Annotated in this window: 14 protein-coding genes; 8 read left to right on the forward strand and 6 right to left on the reverse strand. The window is 65.5% G+C overall.

Annotation, left to right across the window (positions count from 1 at the left end):
• Window positions 1-229 precede the first annotated feature (229 nt).
• Window positions 230-1,393 (forward strand): metallophosphoesterase, encoded by a 1,164-nt coding sequence (locus tag ACGLHR_RS01685; protein ID WP_267605108.1) that lies wholly within the window; start codon window positions 230-232, stop codon window positions 1,391-1,393.
• 90 nt (window positions 1,394-1,483) lie between these two features.
• On the opposite strand, the gene ettA is transcribed toward ACGLHR_RS01685, so the two are convergent.
• A complete protein-coding gene (gene ettA / locus ACGLHR_RS01690; protein ID WP_318231162.1) occupies window positions 1,484-3,151 on the reverse strand; it encodes an energy-dependent translational throttle protein EttA in 1,668 nt (555 codons plus the stop codon).
• A 64-nt stretch (window positions 3,152-3,215) separates the two neighbouring features.
• Window positions 3,216-3,983 carry a FadR/GntR family transcriptional regulator gene (locus ACGLHR_RS01695; protein WP_400091521.1) on the reverse strand — a complete coding sequence of 256 codons (768 nt, stop codon included), beginning with the start codon at window positions 3,981-3,983 and terminating at the stop codon, window positions 3,216-3,218.
• 325 nt (window positions 3,984-4,308) lie between these two features.
• On the opposite strand from ACGLHR_RS01695, the gene ACGLHR_RS01700 reads away from it, so the two are divergent.
• The 7 genes from ACGLHR_RS01700 (at window position 4,309) to ACGLHR_RS01730 (ending at window position 11,424) form a co-directional block, all read left to right on the forward strand.
• A complete protein-coding gene (locus tag ACGLHR_RS01700; RefSeq protein ID WP_400091522.1) occupies window positions 4,309-6,042 on the forward strand; it encodes an IlvD/Edd family dehydratase in 1,734 nt (577 codons plus the stop codon).
• Window positions 6,043-6,132: 90 nt separating this feature from the next.
• Complete coding sequence (locus ACGLHR_RS01705) at window positions 6,133-7,305, forward strand: ABC transporter ATP-binding protein (protein ID WP_400091523.1); 1,173 nt, start codon at window positions 6,133-6,135, stop codon at window positions 7,303-7,305.
• Window positions 7,302-8,624 (forward strand): ABC transporter substrate-binding protein, encoded by a 1,323-nt coding sequence (locus ACGLHR_RS01710; RefSeq protein ID WP_400091524.1) that lies wholly within the window; start codon window positions 7,302-7,304, stop codon window positions 8,622-8,624. Before ACGLHR_RS01705 ends, ACGLHR_RS01710 begins: the two co-directional genes overlap by 4 nt.
• Window positions 8,625-8,726: 102 nt before the next feature.
• The gene (locus ACGLHR_RS01715) at window positions 8,727-9,626 is read left to right on the forward strand and encodes a sugar ABC transporter permease (protein WP_318231166.1); all 900 of its coding nucleotides are present in this window, start codon (window positions 8,727-8,729) and stop codon (window positions 9,624-9,626) included.
• Window positions 9,623-10,510 (forward strand): carbohydrate ABC transporter permease, encoded by an 888-nt coding sequence (locus ACGLHR_RS01720; protein WP_318231167.1) that lies wholly within the window; start codon window positions 9,623-9,625, stop codon window positions 10,508-10,510. Before ACGLHR_RS01715 ends, ACGLHR_RS01720 begins: the two co-directional genes overlap by 4 nt.
• A gap of 138 nt (window positions 10,511-10,648) precedes the next feature.
• Complete coding sequence (locus ACGLHR_RS01725) at window positions 10,649-10,876, forward strand: hypothetical protein (RefSeq protein WP_267605099.1); 228 nt, start codon at window positions 10,649-10,651, stop codon at window positions 10,874-10,876.
• Between the two features lie 59 nt (window positions 10,877-10,935).
• Window positions 10,936-11,424, forward strand: coding sequence for a M48 family metallopeptidase (locus ACGLHR_RS01730; protein ID WP_318231214.1), 489 nt, complete (start codon window positions 10,936-10,938; stop codon window positions 11,422-11,424).
• A 35-nt stretch (window positions 11,425-11,459) separates the two neighbouring features.
• On the opposite strand, the gene ACGLHR_RS01735 is transcribed toward ACGLHR_RS01730, so the two are convergent.
• The 4 genes from ACGLHR_RS01735 to ACGLHR_RS01750 all read right to left on the reverse strand — a co-directional run bounded on the left by ACGLHR_RS01735 (window position 11,460) and on the right by ACGLHR_RS01750 (window position 15,919).
• Window positions 11,460-11,975 (reverse strand): RidA family protein, encoded by a 516-nt coding sequence (locus tag ACGLHR_RS01735; RefSeq protein WP_267605098.1) that lies wholly within the window; start codon window positions 11,973-11,975, stop codon window positions 11,460-11,462.
• An 85-nt stretch (window positions 11,976-12,060) separates the two neighbouring features.
• Window positions 12,061-12,471 (reverse strand): c-type cytochrome, encoded by a 411-nt coding sequence (locus tag ACGLHR_RS01740; RefSeq protein ID WP_400091525.1) that lies wholly within the window; start codon window positions 12,469-12,471, stop codon window positions 12,061-12,063.
• Window positions 12,472-12,496: 25 nt separating this feature from the next.
• Window positions 12,497-14,092: a flavin monoamine oxidase family protein gene (locus tag ACGLHR_RS01745; RefSeq protein WP_400091526.1), complete on the reverse strand. Its 1,596-nt coding sequence runs from the start codon at window positions 14,090-14,092 to the stop codon at window positions 12,497-12,499.
• Between the two features lie 504 nt (window positions 14,093-14,596).
• Window positions 14,597-15,919 carry a PQQ-dependent sugar dehydrogenase gene (locus ACGLHR_RS01750; RefSeq protein WP_400091527.1) on the reverse strand — a complete coding sequence of 441 codons (1,323 nt, stop codon included), beginning with the start codon at window positions 15,917-15,919 and terminating at the stop codon, window positions 14,597-14,599.
• Window positions 15,920-15,945 lie beyond the last annotated feature (26 nt).

Below are 15,945 nucleotides of genomic sequence, written 5' to 3' on the forward strand. Positions count from 1 at the left end.
AGCTAAAACACGGCTTGGGTCTTGAATGTGCCTGGCGGCAGCCTCAGCTACGTACCTCTTGCATGGCGCGGCGAAAAAGCGACGCCAAACGGACATTGAGCGACAACAGGCGCACGGGCACGGAAGGCCTGCCTTTCACCTGCGGTTCCGCCTGCATCGCGGCGCTGGAATGCACTAAAACAAAACTGGACGCGGGAATGTTCCTGGCGTTCGCTCTCCTGGAGGTGGCATGCCCCCTCGCACCACCGTTTTCGTCGCGGCCATCGTGGTTGGGCTGTTGCATGGCTACATCGGCCTGCGCCTGCTACCCGACCTGCCCGTATCCTATGTCGTCAAGGCACTTGCCGTGGCGTGGCTGGCGCTATCCTGGCCGCTGATCCCAGCCGGCCTGCTGGCGCGGCGCCTGGACCAGCCGTGGTCCGATGCGCTTACCTGGGTGGGCATGCTGGCAATGGGCTTCTTCTCCTCGCTGCTGGTGCTGACGCTGACACGCGACGTGGTGCTGCTGGCAAGCGCCGTCGCAAGCTGGCAGCCGGACTGGCTGCTGCCCCGCACCGCGGTGGCGGTGCCAGTGCTCGCGCTGCTGGTCACCGCGCTGGGGCTGTTCAATGCGCGGCGGCTGGCGCAGGTGGTGGAGGTGGAAGTGCCGATCGCCGGCCTGCCAGACTCGCTGCACGATTTCACCATCGTGCAGATCAGCGATATCCACGTCGGCCCCACCATCAAGCGCGCCTACCTGGAGCGCATCGTGGCGCGCGTCAACGGGCTGCGGCCGGACGCCATCGCCATCACCGGCGACCTGGTCGACGGCACTGTGCGCGAGCTGGCGCCGCACACCGCGCCGCTGGGCGATCTGAAGGCGCGCCATGGCACGTTCTTCGTCACCGGCAACCACGAGTACTACGCCGGCGCCGAGCCGTGGATCATCGAGCTGCGCAGGCTGGGCCTGCGCGTGCTGATGAACGAGCATGTGGTGATCGGCGAGGATGAGGAAGCGCTGGTGCTGGCCGGCGTGACCGACTACTCCGCCCACCGCTTCGACGAAAGCCACCGCAGCGACCCGGCGCGCGCGCTGGACGGCGCGCCGGCGGTGGTGGCAGCGCGCGTGCTGCTGGCGCACCAGCCGCGCACCGCGCCAGCCGCTTCCACCGCCGGCTTCGACCTGCAGCTTTCCGGGCATACGCACGGCGGCCAGTTCTGGCCCTGGAACCTGTTCGTGCCGATGCAGCAGCCCTATACCGCCGGGCTCAACCGGCATGAGGCAATGTGGGTGTATGTGAGCCGCGGCACCGGCTACTGGGGGCCGCCCAAGCGCTTTGGCGCGCCCTCGGAGATTACGAAGCTGCGGCTGGTGCCCAAGGCAGGGCCGCCGCGCAACGCGAACCTGGCGTAAAGATCGGGCGGGCGAAAGAGAAAGGGCCCCGCGCGAGCGGGGCCCTTGTCCTTTGTTGGCGCGCAACCGTACGCCGCCTTCCGATCCTGCTTATCGCACGATAGGCTTGTAACGAATACGCTTGGGCTTGGCACCCTCTTCACCCAGGCGGCGCTTCTTGTCCGCCTCGTATTCCTGGTAGTTGCCCGGGAAAAACTCCACGTGCGACTCGCCCTCGAAGGCCAGGATGTGAGTGGCGATCCGGTCCAGGAACCAGCGATCGTGGGAGATCACCATCACGCAACCAGCGAACTCCAGCAGCGCGTCTTCCAGCGCGCGCAGCGTTTCCACGTCGAGGTCGTTCGACGGTTCATCGAGCAGCAGCACATTGCCGCCGGAGATCAGCGTCTTGGCCAGGTGCAGGCGCCCGCGCTCGCCGCCCGAGAGCGTGCCCACGTGCTTCTGCTGGTCGGAGCCCTTGAAGTTGAAGCGGCCGATGTAAGCGCGCGACGGCGTTTCGTAGCGGCCAACCGTCAGCACGTCGGCACCGCCGGAGATCTCTTCGAACACGGTCTTGCTGCCGTCGAGCGCATCGCGGCTCTGGTCCACGTAGGCCATCTTCACGGTCGGGCCGACCTTGATCTCGCCGCTGTCCGGCTGTTCCTTGCCGGTGAGCATGCGGAAGAAGGTCGACTTGCCGGCGCCGTTGGGGCCGATGATGCCGACGATGGCGCCGGGCGGCACCTTGAAGCTGAGGTCGTCGATCAGCAGGCGCTCGCCGTAGGCCTTGCTCACGCCGTTGAACTCGATCACCTCGTTGCCCAGGCGCTCACCTGCCGGAATGAAGATTTCCTGGGTTTCGTTGCGCTTCTGGTATTCCTGGCTGTTCAGTTCGTCAAAGCGCGCCAGACGCGCCTTGGACTTGGCCTGTCGCCCCTTGGGGTTCTGCCGCACCCATTCCAGTTCCTTGTGCAGCGCCTTCTGGCGGGCCGACTCGCTCGATTCTTCCTGTTTCAGTCGCGCTTCCTTCTGGTCCAGCCAGGAGCTGTAGTTGCCCTTCCAGGGAATGCCTTGGCCACGGTCCAGCTCCAGGATCCACTCGGCCGCGTTGTCAAGGAAGTAGCGATCGTGGGTCACCGCCACCACGGTGCCGGGGAAGCGCGTGAGGAACTGCTCCAGCCATTCCACCGATTCCGCATCCAGGTGGTTGGTCGGTTCGTCGAGCAGCAGCATGTCGGGGCGCGACAACAGCAGGCGGCACAGCGCCACGCGGCGCTTCTCGCCGCCCGACAGGTTGCCCACCTTGGCTTCCCACGGCGGCAGGCGCAGCGCGTCGGCTGCGATCTCCAGCTGCAGCTCGGCGTTGTTGCCGTCGCTGGCCGCCAGGATGGCTTCGTACTTGGCCTGGTCCGCTGCCAGCGCGTCGAAATCCGCATCCGGCTCGGCATAAGCCGCATAGATCTCGTCGAGCTTCTTGCGGGCTTCGAACACGCCGCCCAGCGCTGCTTCCACCGACTCGCGCACGGTTTGCTCGGGATCCAGCTGCGGCTCCTGCGGCAGGTAGCCGATGTTCAGGTTGGGCATGGGCGTGGCTTCGCCTTCGATTTCCTTGTCGAGGCCCGCCATGATCTTCAGCACGGTCGACTTGCCCGAGCCGTTCAGGCCCAGCACGCCGATCTTGGCGCCCGGGAAGAAGGACAGGGAAATGTCCTTGAGAATGTGACGCTTGGGCGGGACGATCTTGCCCACGCGGTTCATGGTGAAAACGTACTGTGCCATGCGGATCCGGGTGAAATTGGGAGGAATCGGCCAAGTGTAGCAAAGCCGGTCCGCACAAGGCCCTTCATGACGCCCCTGAGGACGCCTTCCGGGCGCGCGGCGCGGCGCTCGGCGTGCCGGCTGCGCGCTTGCGCGTGCGGGTCAGGCTGGAGGTCAGGCGGCGGTAAGCGATGTCCATATGCCGCTGCATGACCGCGCGCGCCAGCTCCGGATCCTTGCCGCGCAGCGCCGCCAGCACTTCACGGTGCTCGGCGATGGCCTGTGCCCAGACCTCGGGCGTCTCGAAGTGGCTGTTCAGCTGATCGAACAGCGGCCCGAGGCGCAGGTCGAAGAGCCGGCGCACCACGCCCACCAGCACGCTGTTGCCGGTGGCTTGCGCCACCCGCACATGGAACAGGCGATCCGCATCGAGCGGCTTGATGCCGGCGGCAGCTTCGGCGGCCATCTGCGCAATGGCCTCCTCGATCGCGTCGAACTGGGCCTTGCGCCCGCTCCTGGCCGCCAGCGCGGCGACCTCGCCTTCCACCAGCGCACGCGCGCGAATCAGCTCGAGCGGCCCTTCCTCGCCGGACAGGTCGAAGCCGGCGTCGACGGATGACGGCGGCTCGCACACGTAGATGCCGGAGCCCATCCGCACTTCGATATAGCCCTCGACCTCGAGCGCGATCAACGCCTCGCGCAGCGATGGGCGGCTGACGCCGAGCTGCACCGACAAATCCCGCTCCGCCGGCAGGCGCGAGCCCACCGGAAACTCGCCGGCCTGGATCAGCGTGCGCAGCTGGGCGCTGATCTGGCGGTACAGGCGTTGCGGTTCGATCGAATGGATAGGCATGTGCGGCCCGAGCGTCTGGCGAAATTGGTTTGACCATTTGTCCAGCCGGCTGGAGTCTAGGCAGCGCGCTAGCGAATGTCCAGGCGGATTCATCGCGCGCTGCAGCATGCGCTGCGGCATCGGTAAAGACCACTAATTGGTAATACCAGTTTACCTGTCCAGACTCGTGAACTAGACTCCGCTCACTCGGCATGCATGCGGCAAGGCAGTGCAATTGGTCGTGGGCATCCGTATCTGCAGCGCACAATAAAGCGGGCATCAGCACACGTAGCGCCTACGCGCCAGCCGTCGCTACGCGGCCCCCGCGAAAACGCAGGAGACCCGAGTGAACGACGACAAGCCGACGCCCCCCACGCGCCGCAGTCAAGCCTGGTTTGGCCGCCTCGACCGCGATGGCTTCATCTATCGCTCATGGCTCAAGAACCGCGGCATCCCCCACGACCAGTTCGATGGCCGTCCGGTCATCGGCATCTGCAACACCTACTCCGAGCTCACGCCCTGCAACTCGCATTTCCGCACGCTGGCCGAACAGGTCAAGATCGGCGTGTGGGAAGCCGGCGGCTTTCCGCTTGAATTCCCGGTGATGTCGCTCGGCGAAACCATGCTGCGCCCCACCGCCATGCTGTTCCGCAACCTGGCGAGCATGGACGTGGAGGAATCGATCCGCGGCAACCCGATCGATGGCGTGGTGCTGCTGATGGGCTGCGACAAGACCACGCCTGCGCTGATGATGGGCGCGGCCTCGTGCGACCTGCCCACCATCGGCGTCTCCGGCGGCCCGATGCTGAGCGGCAAGTTCCGCGGCGGCGAGCTGGGCTCCGGCACCGATGTGTGGAAGATGTCGGAAGAAGTGCGGGCCGGGCAGATGTCGCAGGAAGACTTCTTCGAGGCCGAGAGCTGCATGCACCGCTCGCACGGCCACTGCATGACGATGGGCACCGCGTCGACCATGGCCAGCATGGTGGAGGCGCTGGGCATGAGCCTGCCCGGCAACGCGGCGATTCCCGCGGTGGATGGCCGCCGCAACGTGCTGGCGCGGGCTTCCGGACGCCGTATCGTGGAGATGGTGAAGGACAACCTGGTGATGTCGAAGATCCTGACCCGGGACGCGTTCGAGAATGCGATCCGTGTCAACGCGGCCATCGGCGGCTCGACCAACGCCGTCATCCACCTGCTGGCCATCGCCGGGCGCATCGGCGTCCAGCTCAAGCTGGAGGACTGGGATGCGCTGGGCCACGAGCTGCCATGCCTGCTCGACCTGCAGCCATCCGGGCGCCACCTGATGGAAGATTTCTACTACGCCGGCGGCCTGCCCGCGGTGATCCGCGAACTGCAATCGGTGCTCGCGCAAGACGCGCTCACCGTCAACGGCAAGACGCTGTGGGACAACTGCAAGGACGCGCCCAACTGGAACCGCGAAGTCATCCACGCCTTCGACGCGCCCTTCAAGGACAACGCCGGCATCGCCGTGCTGCGCGGCAACCTGTGCCCCGACGGCGCGGTGATCAAGCCATCGGCCGCCACGCCGGCACTGCTCAAGCACACTGGGCGCGCGGTGGTGTTCGAGAACAGCGAGCACATGCACCAGCGGCTAGACGATGAATTGCTCGACGTCGACGAGACCTGCGTGCTGGTGCTGAAGAACTGCGGCCCGCGCGGCTACCCCGGCATGGCCGAGGCCGGCAACATGCCGCTGCCGCCCAAGGTCCTGCGCAAGGGCATCACCGACATGGTCCGCGTATCGGATGCGCGCATGAGCGGCACGGCTTACGGCACGGTGGTGCTGCACGTGGCGCCGGAAGCCGCCGCCGGCGGCCCGCTCGCGCTGGTGCAGGACGGCGACATGGTGGAGCTGGACGTGGCCGCGCGCAAGCTGCACCTGCATGTCGACGAGGCCGAGCTGCAGCGCCGCCGCGCCGCATGGCAGGCGCCCGCGCTGCCGATGGAGCGCGGCTGGACGCGCCTGTATGTCGAGCACGTGCAGCAGGCCAACCTGGGCGCCGACCTGGATTTCCTGGTAGGCAAGAGCGGCGCCGCCGTACCCAAGGACAACCACTGAGGCGCGCCGTCGCCACACACGGCTTTCCATTCGCGACGCACTGCCGCCCCCGGCATGAACGGGCATAAGCGGCTCACGGAGACACCACCCATGGCATCGGTCCAGATTCGCGGCATCCAGAAATACTTCGGCAGCACGCAGGTCATCCGCGGCGTGGACATCGATATCGCCGATGGCCAGTTCACGGTGCTGGTCGGGCCATCCGGCTGCGGCAAGTCCACGCTGCTGCGCATGATCGCCGGGCTGGAGGAGATCACCACCGGCGAGATCTCCATCGGCGAGCGCGTGGTCAACCGCCTGCCGCCCAAGGAGCGTGACATCGCCATGGTGTTCCAGAACTATGCGCTCTACCCGCATATGACGGTCTACGACAACATGGCCTTCTCGCTCAAGCTCGCCAGGGGCGACAAGGACGAGATCAAGCAAAAAGTGGCCAAGGCCTCGGCCATTCTCGGCCTGGACAGCCTGCTGGAGCGCTACCCGCGGCAGCTCTCGGGCGGACAGCGTCAGCGCGTGGCCATGGGCCGCGCCATCGTGCGCGATCCGCAGGTGTTCCTGTTCGACGAGCCGCTCTCCAACCTGGACGCCAAGCTGCGCGTGCAGATGCGCGCGGAGATCAAGGAGCTGCACCAGCGCCTGCGCACCACTTCGGTCTATGTCACGCACGACCAGATCGAGGCCATGACCATGGGCGACCAGATCGTGGTGATGCGCGACGGCCGCGTGGAGCAGCGTGGCAAGCCGCTCGAGCTCTACGACCATCCCGACAACCTTTTCGTGGCCGGCTTCATCGGCTCGCCGGCGATGAACTTCCTGCCCGGCGTGCTGCGCCTCCAGGGCGGCAATGCCGTGATCGAGTTTCCCGACGGCACGTGCCTGGCCGCCCCCGCGCGCTTGGACCCCAGCGCGGGGACCGACGGCCAGCGCGTGATCTACGGCGTGCGGCCGGAGCACCTGAGCCTGGGCGAGCCCGGCCAGGGCCTGCAGAACCGTGTATCGGTGGTGGAGCCCACCGGCGCCAACACCGAGATCTATTCCCGCTTTTGCGAGACGGAGTTCATCTCGATCTTCCGCGAGCGCCATGAATTCGCGGCAGGCGACATCCTGAGTCTGGTGCCCGACCACCAGCACACGCATCTGTTCGATGCCGATTCAGGCCAGACGCTATTGCGGCGCGGCCCGGCGGCACCGGCGGACGATCCGGGAAGCAGGCATGACCAGCACGGGGCGGAGCCCCTGACCACGGAGGAGACAAAGCGATGAGCACACCGAGCAACTTCACGAGACGCGATTTCCTGGTATCCACGGCGGCGGTTGCGGCCACCACGGCGATCGGCGGCAATGCCTTCGCCGCGCCGGCTGCACTGCAATACAAGCCGGAAGCCGGCGCCAAGCTGCGCGTGCTGCGATGGAAGCGTTTCGTGCAGGGCGATGAAGACCTGTGGAACGCCAACACAAAGAAGTTCACCGAGCTGACCGGCGTCGAGGTACGCGTCGACAACGAAGGCTGGGAAGACGTGCGCCCCAAGGCCGCGGTGGCGGCCAGCGTGGGCAGCGGGCCGGACGTCATCGTCGGCTGGTTCGATGACCCGCAGCAATATCCCGACAAGCTGGTCGACCTGACCGACCTGGCCACCTACCTGGGCGGCAAATATGGCGGCTGGTACGACGTCTGCCGCAAGTATGGGACGCATAACGGCAAGTGGATTGGCCTGCCGCTGGGCGTGGTCGGCAACGCGCTCGTCTATCGCGAGAGCCACATCAAGGCTGCTGGTTTCGACACCGTGCCCAAGGACATCGCCGGCTTCCTCAAGCTGTGCCAGGGCCTCAAGGCCAAGAACACGCCGTGTGGCTTTGCCCTCGGCAAGGCCGTGGGCGACGGCAACAACTGGGCACACTGGCTGCTGTGGTCGCACGGCGGCATGCTGGTCGACAACAAGGGCAAGGTGGTGGTCAACTCGCCTGAGACCTGGGCCGCGCTGGAGTATGCCAAGCAGCTCTACGCCACCTTTGTGCCGGGCACGCTGTCATGGCAGGACCCGTCGAACAACAAGGCCTTCCTCGACGGACAGATCAGCCTGACCGCCAACGGCATCTCGATCTACTATGCGGCCAAGAATTCGAAGGAGCCCAAGCTGCAGGAGATGGCGCGCGACATCCAGCACGCGCACTTCCCGATCGGCACGTCAGGCAAACCCACCGAGCTGATGCAGATCACGCAGATGATGCTGTTCAAATACTCCAAGTATCCGAACGCGGCCAAGGCCTACCTGCAGTTCATGATGGAGCCGGAGCAGTACAACCCCTGGATGGAAGCCGCCATCGGCTACGTCAGCCAGCCGCTCAAGGCCTACGAGGCCAACCCGATCTGGACGGCCGATCCCAAGCACACCGTCTATCGCGACGCCGCCGCGCTGATGCTCGACAACGGCCATGCTGGCCCGCTGGGCACCGCGTCGGCCGCGGCCATGGCCGACTACATCGTGGTCGACATGGTGGCGGAGGCGGCCAGCGGCTCCAAGACGCCCAAGGAGGCGGCGGCGCGCGCGGCGGAGCGGGCGCAGCGATACTACAAGGCGTAGTTGGCCAACTAATGGCCAACGCCTGAAGCGAGACGAGGGCGCGGCAGCACCGCCGCGCCCGCAAAAGCCGAACCCTGCGAGGTGAGCCATGCGAGGTAAACCATGATTTCCCGCCTGTTGAACAACCGCCATGCGCTGGGGCTGCTGTTCATGCTGCCCACCGCGCTGTTGCTGCTGGTCTTCCTGACGTACCCGCTCGGCCTCGGCGTATGGCTCGGCTTCACCAATACCAAGATCGGCGGCACCGGCGAATGGATCGGGCTGTCGAACTACACCTATCTGGCCGGCGACTCGCTCACCCAACTGGCGCTGTTCAATACGATCTTCTACACCGTGGTGGCCAGCGTGGTGAAGTTCGCGCTGGGCCTGTGGCTGGCGCTGCTGCTCAACAAGAACCTGCCGTTCAAGTCCTTCTTTCGCGCCATCGTGCTGCTGCCGTGGATCGTGCCGACCGCACTGTCGGCACTGGCCTTCTGGTGGATCTATGACGCGCAGTTCTCCATCATCAGCTGGACGCTGGTCAAGCTCGGGCTGATCGACCGCTATATCGACTTCCTGGGAGACCCGTGGCTGGCGCGCTTGTCCACCATCGCGGCCAATGTCTGGCGCGGCATTCCCTTTGTCGCCATCTCGCTGCTGGCTGGCTTGCAGACGATCTCGCCCTCGCTGTACGAGGCCGCGTCCATTGACGGCGTGACGCCGTGGCAGCAGTTCCGCTACGTCACACTGCCGTTGCTGACGCCGATCATCGCGGTGGTGATGACCTTCTCCGTGCTGTTCACCTTCACCGATTTCCAGCTGATCTACGTGCTCACGCGCGGCGGCCCGCTGAATGCCACGCACCTGATGGCCACGCTGTCGTTCCAGCGCGCGATTCCCGGCGGCTCGCTAGGCGAAGGCGCGGCGATCGCCACAATGATGGTGCCCTTCCTGCTGGCCGCCATCCTGTTCTCATACTTCGGCCTGCAGCGGCGCGGCTGGCAACAGGGAGGCGACAAATGAAAGCGACGGCCGCAGCTGAGCAGCAGGACACCGCGCAGGGGATGGACTACCTGCAATCGATACCGCGGCGCTGGGTGACCATCTACATCCCGCTGGGCATCTTCGTCTTCGTGCTGCTGTTTCCCTTCTACTGGATGGCGATCACCGCCTTCAAGCCGGACGGCGAACTGCTGATGCGCAGCGCCAACCCCTTCCTGGTGATGGCACCCACGTTCGCCCACTTCAGGAAGCTGCTGTTCGACACGCCCTACCCGGCCTGGCTGCTCAATACCGTGATCGTCTCCACGATCTCCACCTTCGCCTCGCTGGCCGCCAGCGTGCTGGCCGCCTATGCCATCGAGCGGCTGCGCTTCCAGGGCGCGAAGCAGGTCGGGCTGGCGATCTTCCTGGCCTACCTGATCCCGCCCTCGATCCTGTTTATCCCGCTGGCATCGATCGTATTCCAGCTCGGCCTGTTCGATACGCGCTGGGCGCTGATCCTCACCTACCCCACCTTCCTGATCCCGTTCTGCACCTGGCTGCTGATGGGCTACTTCCGCTCCATCCCCTACGAGCTGGAAGAGTGCGCGCTGATCGACGGCGCCACGCGCTGGGAAATCCTGGTCAAGATCATCCTGCCGCTGGCCGTGCCGGGCCTGATCTCGGCCGGCATCTTCGCCTTCACGCTGTCGTGGAACGAGTTTATCTACGCGCTGACCTTTATCTCCTCGTCAGAGGTGAAAACGGTGCCGGTGGGCATCGTCACCGAACTGGTCGAGGGCGACGTCTACCACTGGGGCGCGCTGATGGCGGGTGCATTGCTGGGCTCGTTGCCGGTGGCGCTGATCTATTCGTTCTTCGTCGAATACTACGTATCGGGCATGACCGGAGCGGTCAAGGAATAGGCGGAAAGCCAGCGGACAAGCCGGCGGAAAGCGCAACGGTGCAGAGTGTGAACGCCTGGCAAGGGCAGGTTAAAATGCGCGTTGTTCTGCCGGTTATCGCCGGCACTGCCGAATCACGCCATATTCAAGCCAGATCAGATGAGCCCCAAACCCGCCCGCACCCTCACCTTCAAGTGCAAGAAGTGCACCAAGCCCGTCACGCTGTTTCTGCAGAAGGTGTCCGCCTGCTCGCACATCACGCCGTACCAGGGCTTTTGCAAGTGCGGTGAACTGGTGCGCCACGCCACCGGCGACAAGGACGCCGTGGAGTCCTTCGTCAGCTCCGTCGATGGCAGCTGGGCCCACCATCACCACCATCACCATTGAGCACCCGTAGCATCCCCGTCCCCACCAGCGAGGCCTGGCGCCCCGGCGTCAAGGATCCGCTGCGCTTTCTCAGCGCGTATCCCGACGGCGTGCTCGACCAGGTGCGCCAGATGGTGGCCGCCAACCGCCTGGGCGAGCACCTGGCGAAGAAATACCCCGCGCGGCACACCGTGCAGACCGACCGCGCGCTGTATGACTACACCGCCGAGCTGAAGCAGGAGTTCCTGCGCACCGCGCCGCCGATCCACAAGGTCGCATTCGATGCCAAGATCGACGTGGTGCATCGCGCGCTCGGGCTGCACACCGCCATCTCGCGCGTGCAAGGCGGCAAGCTCAAGGCCAAGAAGGAAATCCGCGTGGCGTCGCTGTTCAAGGAAGCGCCACCTGAATTCCTGCGCATGATCGTGGTGCACGAGCTCGCGCACCTGAAGGAAAGCGATCACAACAAAGCGTTCTACCGCCTGTGCGAATACATGGAGCCGGCGTATCACCAATTGGAATTCGATACGCGCCTGTTTTTGGCGTGGCGCGAGCTGGAATCCAGCTAGACAGAAACACCACGCCATCGCAGGCGCGGCCGGCCCTACTTGCGGCGCGCGGCCACCACTTCGATTTCCACGCGCCAGGCCGTGTTGGCCAGCGCCATCACCTGGAATACGGAGCGCGTCGGCAGGTTGGGCTGCTCCTTGGTGCCGAAGAACTGCGTGTAGCCCTCCATAAAGCCGGCGAAATCCATCTTGTTGTCCTTGGCGGGATCGCCCACCAGGAACACCTGCATCTTCACCACATCACCCAGCCCCAGGCCCAGGCCGGCCAGGCTCTTCTCGATGGACTTGAGTACCCCGACGGTCTGCGCCTTGGTATCGCCGCCATAAGCAAGCGGATTGTCGCGCGGCTGGGTGGCGTCCTGAACCGGCGGGACTTGCCCGGACAGATAGATCGTGGAAACCGTTGTCGGGATCTCGACAGCAGCGGCGATGGGAAACGTGGAATTCGGGATGCGGTGACGAATCACGTCGTCGGCCGCGCGGGCCGCGCCGCCTGCCAGGGCAGACAACGCGCAAAGTGCCAGGAGTGACTGACGAAAGAAGAACGGCATATTGGGTTCCTTGTAATGGATGGGTGCGGCATGGCGCAATGTGTGCCATGCCGCCTGTCGCTTGGCAACGCATTCAGCGCTGAACTCAGCGCCGGAGCTTCGCGACGTTTTCCGCGGTGATGGCATCGGTGTACTGGTTGCCGAAATGCGTGCGCACGTAGCCCACCACGGCGGCGATCTGCGCATCGTCGAGCATCTTGCCGAAGGACGGCATGCCCTTCTGGCCGTGCAACACCACATAGAGCGGATAGTCCGCTCCCGCCAGCCGGGGATCGCCGGCCAGCGCGGGGTATGCGGCGGCGCCTTTCGCCCCCTGTGCCTGCGGCATGTGGCAGCCCTGGCAGATGGCATGGAAGATCGCCTCGCCGGAGGTCTGCTGGAACTTGGGGCCGGCAGAGAAGACCGGATCGGATTGCGCCTGCGCGAACGGGCAAAACGCCAGTCCCAGCAGCAGGGCGGGCACGGCGAGCGTGCGTCGGAAGATCATGGCATTCATGGATGTGGATTCCTGTGGGAGCGGATCACGAGACGGCATGCGCATGCAGGCGCTCAATCGCGTCGAGCGCGGACAACAGCGCGCCCTCCTGCCAGGCCGGGATATAGGAAGCATGCTCCCCCGCCAGCGCGATGCGGCCATCGATCTGGCAGAGGTTCTTGTAGTGCTTCTCCCGGCTTTCATCGGTCCACAAGCCGTAGCAGCCCTGCGACCACGGCACGCGGTGCCAGCCCACCGCAATGCCGTTGTCGAACTCCCGCGCGTATTGCGGGTGTAGCTGGCTGCCCTGCTCCACGGCGCGGCGCACGCGCTCCTGCGGCGTCATGGCGGTGAACTCATAGGCATTGGGGCCGAAGGCATAGGCGCCCAGCAGCACCGACTTGCCTTTGGCGCCGTAGCGCGTGGAAGGGTAAGAGATGCGCGTGATGGGCTGGTCCGTATAGCTGATGCCGCCGTAGATGGATTCGTCCTCCTCCCAGAAGCGGCGCTTGAACTGCAGGCCGATCTTGATCGAGGCGTCATAGGGCACGGCGTTGATGGCCTGCTGCATGGCGTCGCCGACCTGCACGTCGAGCTGGCTCAGCACCGACAGCGGGATGGTGCACAGGCACCAGTCGGCCTTGGCCTGGGCGACCGCGCCGCCGTGCGCGTCATCGGTATAGGTCACGGTGACGCCGCGCTCGTCCTGCGCGATCTTCGTCACCTTGGCGTGGTAGCGGATCAGGCTGCCCACCTCGCGCTGGAAGGCCTGCGCAATCATGTCCATGCCGCCCACCGGCTGGAAAATGGTGCTCTGGAATTCGTACTCCTGCCCGCTGGCGATATAGCGCCACAGCCCGGATTGCAGCAAGTCGCTCAGTTCCAGCGGCTTGGAGGGCTTGGCCAGCGGCAGCATCAGGCCGCCGCCGGGATCGATCTCGTAACCGCGCCGGTCACTGGTGAGCGCGCTTTCGCGGTAGCGCATCTGCGCATCGAGCGCGCCCCATTTGCGCAGGCCCTCCAGCAATTTCTCCTTGTCCTCGCGCGTGAGCGCCGTGTCCAGGTTGCCCTGCGTGGCGGCCTTGCCGAGCAGTTCCGCCACGTAGCCCTGGAAGTCGCCTTGCACGTGGCGGTAGCGCTGCGGCTTGCCGCCGTAGGCCTTGGTGGAGTGCACCAGCGCGTTGTAATTGACCTGCACGAAAGGCTCGAGCGCCACGCCCAGCCGCTTGCAATAGTCGAGCACCGCATGGTGGTGATACGGGATGCGCCACGGCCCCGGGTTCAGGTATTCGCCTTTGGCGAACTCGCAGTGCTGCACGGCGCCGCCCATCTCGGTGAAGACATCGCCGCCGCGCAGGGTCCAGCAGCGGCCGCCGGCACGGCCGCTGTATTCCAGGATCTGCACCTTGTAGCCGGCGCGCCGCAACTCCAGCGCGGCCACCATGCCAGCCAGTCCCGCGCCGAGAATCAGCACCGAGGCACCGCGCTTTGCGCCCTGGAGTTTCGGCGGGCCCGTGTAACCGGATTCCGCCGCGAGGCCGAGCGAAGTCATCGCCTGGTACATCGCCGCGCCACCTGCTGCCTTGCCGACGAGCGCAAGCAGGTCACGGCGGCTGAAGGCCTTACTGTCAATTGAAGTCATGTTCAGGCTATCGAGGAGTCTTTGTGGGTTGCGCATTTCGCACCGTTAACGTCACCAGGCACGGTACGGCAGCGCGATGCGCCGAATAGCGCACGCAACATCCATGCCATTTCTGACATATTCGACCGCGCTCCCGCAGCGCCTGCCGATGGCCTGGCCAAATGCGCCATCCGCAAAACGTGGCCATGCAAGGGATCATGTGCCGAACGCGCCAGTGTCGTCAGATGTTTGCATTTGCGCCTCAGGCTGCCGGGAACGAGCCCGCACCGCAGCGCGCATGCGCAGCAGCCCTAGCGAAGCTGCCCCACATGAGTGTGTCCATGCCGCGTCGCGGTGCACGACGCGTACCGCGCTCGCGTGGTGAAGCGGAGGACTCCCGGCCGGAGTGGTTCAAGCTCATCGTGCAGATGGTCATCGTCACTGCGAAACAGCGGGCCAGGTCACGCGCGCAGCTTGATTGCGGGGCAGCCGCCCATCGTGCGGCGGCGCCCTGGCAACGCACCTTTACTTCGCCGCAGTCACCCGCCAGACCACATCGCCAACATCATCCGCCACCAGCAACGCGCCGCGCTTGTCGATGGCAACGCCCACCGGGCGCCCTTGCGCGTCGCCGTCCTTCGTCAGGAAGCCGGTGAGCACGTCGACCGGGACGCCCGCTGGCTTGCCGTTGGCGAACGGCACGAAGATCACCTTGTAGCCGCTGTGCGGCTTACGGTTCCACGACCCGTGCTGGCCGACGAACATGCCGTTCCTGAAGCGGGAGGGCAACGCGTTGCCTAGCGCCGAGGCCAGGCCAAGCGACGCGGTATGCGGTCCGACGGCATAGTCGGGCGCAATGGCCTTGGCCACCATCTCCGGCTGCTGCGGCTTCACGCGTTCGTCTACATGCTGGCCGTAGTAGCTGAAGGGCCAGCCATAAAAAGCGCCGTCTTTGACCGAAGTGATGTAGTCCGGCACGAGATCGCTACCAATCTCGTCGCGCTCGTTCACCGCAGTCCATAGCGCGCCGCTGTCGGGATCCCAGGCCATGCCGTTGGGATTGCGCAGGCCGCTGGCAAACACGCGGTGCGCGCCGGTCTTGGGATCGACCTCCCAGATGGCTGCCCGCGCTTCCTCCTTGTCGAGGCCGTTCTCGCCGACGTTGCTGTTGGAGCCGACGGTGACGTAGAGCTTGCTGCCGTCCTTGCTGGCGATGATGTTCTTGGTCCAGTGGTGATTGATGGGGCCGGCAGGCAGGTCGACCACCTTCACGCCGGGCCCGGTGATCTGGGTCTGCCCCGGCTGGTAGGGGAAACGCAGGACGGCATCGGTGTCCGCCACATAGAAGTCATTGCCCACCAGCACCATGCCGAAGGGCGAATGCAGGTCCTTGAGAAATACGGAGCGCGCATCGGCGACGCCATCGCCATTGGTGTCGCGCAACAGCGTGATGCGATTGGCGCTTGGCACGCCGGCGCCCGCGCGTTTCATCATCTGCGTCATGACCCAGCCCCGGATGCCCTTGCCGTCATCCGGCTTAGGCGGCGCATTGGTTTCGGCCACCAGCACGTCGCCGTTGGGCAGCACGTAGATCCAGCGCGGATGGTCCAGCTTGTCGGCGAACGCCACGACGGACAGGCCGACCGCTGCAACCGGTCTGGCACCATCGGCCCAGCCTTTGGCAGGGGCGATGTTCACCGTGGGCAGCATGGTCTTGTTTGGCGATGGCAACTGCGGACTCAAGCCGGTGCCGGCGGAGACCGGCAGGGTCGCGGTGTCGCCACATGCAGTCAAGCCCGCCGCCATCAGCAGGCAGAGAGACAAAATGGACAATCGCTGCAAGGGCATGATCGGCTCTCCGGAAAGGCGGCGCG

Origin of the sequence: Cupriavidus sp. CuC1, assembly GCF_044627735.1 — a bacterium.
Taxonomy (GTDB): Bacteria; Pseudomonadota; Gammaproteobacteria; order Burkholderiales; family Burkholderiaceae; genus Cupriavidus; species Cupriavidus ulmosensis.

Excerpts from the sequence above, each read along its gene's own strand:
- ACGLHR_RS01685 (WP_267605108.1), top strand. The coding sequence starts at position 230 with ATGCCCCCTCGCACCACCGTTTTCGTCGCGGCCATCGTGGTTGGGCTG.
- ettA (WP_318231162.1), bottom strand. The coding sequence starts at position 3,151 with ATGGCACAGTACGTTTTCACCATGAACCGCGTGGGCAAGATCGTCCCG.
- ACGLHR_RS01695 (WP_400091521.1), bottom strand. The coding sequence starts at position 3,983 with ATGCCTATCCATTCGATCGAACCGCAACGCCTGTACCGCCAGATCAGC.
- ACGLHR_RS01705 (WP_400091523.1), top strand. The coding sequence starts at position 6,133 with ATGGCATCGGTCCAGATTCGCGGCATCCAGAAATACTTCGGCAGCACG.
- ACGLHR_RS01710 (WP_400091524.1), top strand. The coding sequence starts at position 7,302 with ATGAGCACACCGAGCAACTTCACGAGACGCGATTTCCTGGTATCCACG.
- ACGLHR_RS01715 (WP_318231166.1), top strand. The coding sequence starts at position 8,727 with ATGATTTCCCGCCTGTTGAACAACCGCCATGCGCTGGGGCTGCTGTTC.
- ACGLHR_RS01720 (WP_318231167.1), top strand. The coding sequence starts at position 9,623 with ATGAAAGCGACGGCCGCAGCTGAGCAGCAGGACACCGCGCAGGGGATG.
- ACGLHR_RS01725 (WP_267605099.1), top strand. The coding sequence starts at position 10,649 with ATGAGCCCCAAACCCGCCCGCACCCTCACCTTCAAGTGCAAGAAGTGC.
- ACGLHR_RS01735 (WP_267605098.1), bottom strand. The coding sequence starts at position 11,975 with ATGCCGTTCTTCTTTCGTCAGTCACTCCTGGCACTTTGCGCGTTGTCT.
- ACGLHR_RS01740 (WP_400091525.1), bottom strand. The coding sequence starts at position 12,471 with ATGAATGCCATGATCTTCCGACGCACGCTCGCCGTGCCCGCCCTGCTG.
- ACGLHR_RS01745 (WP_400091526.1), bottom strand. The coding sequence starts at position 14,092 with ATGACTTCAATTGACAGTAAGGCCTTCAGCCGCCGTGACCTGCTTGCG.
- ACGLHR_RS01750 (WP_400091527.1), bottom strand. The coding sequence starts at position 15,919 with ATGCCCTTGCAGCGATTGTCCATTTTGTCTCTCTGCCTGCTGATGGCG.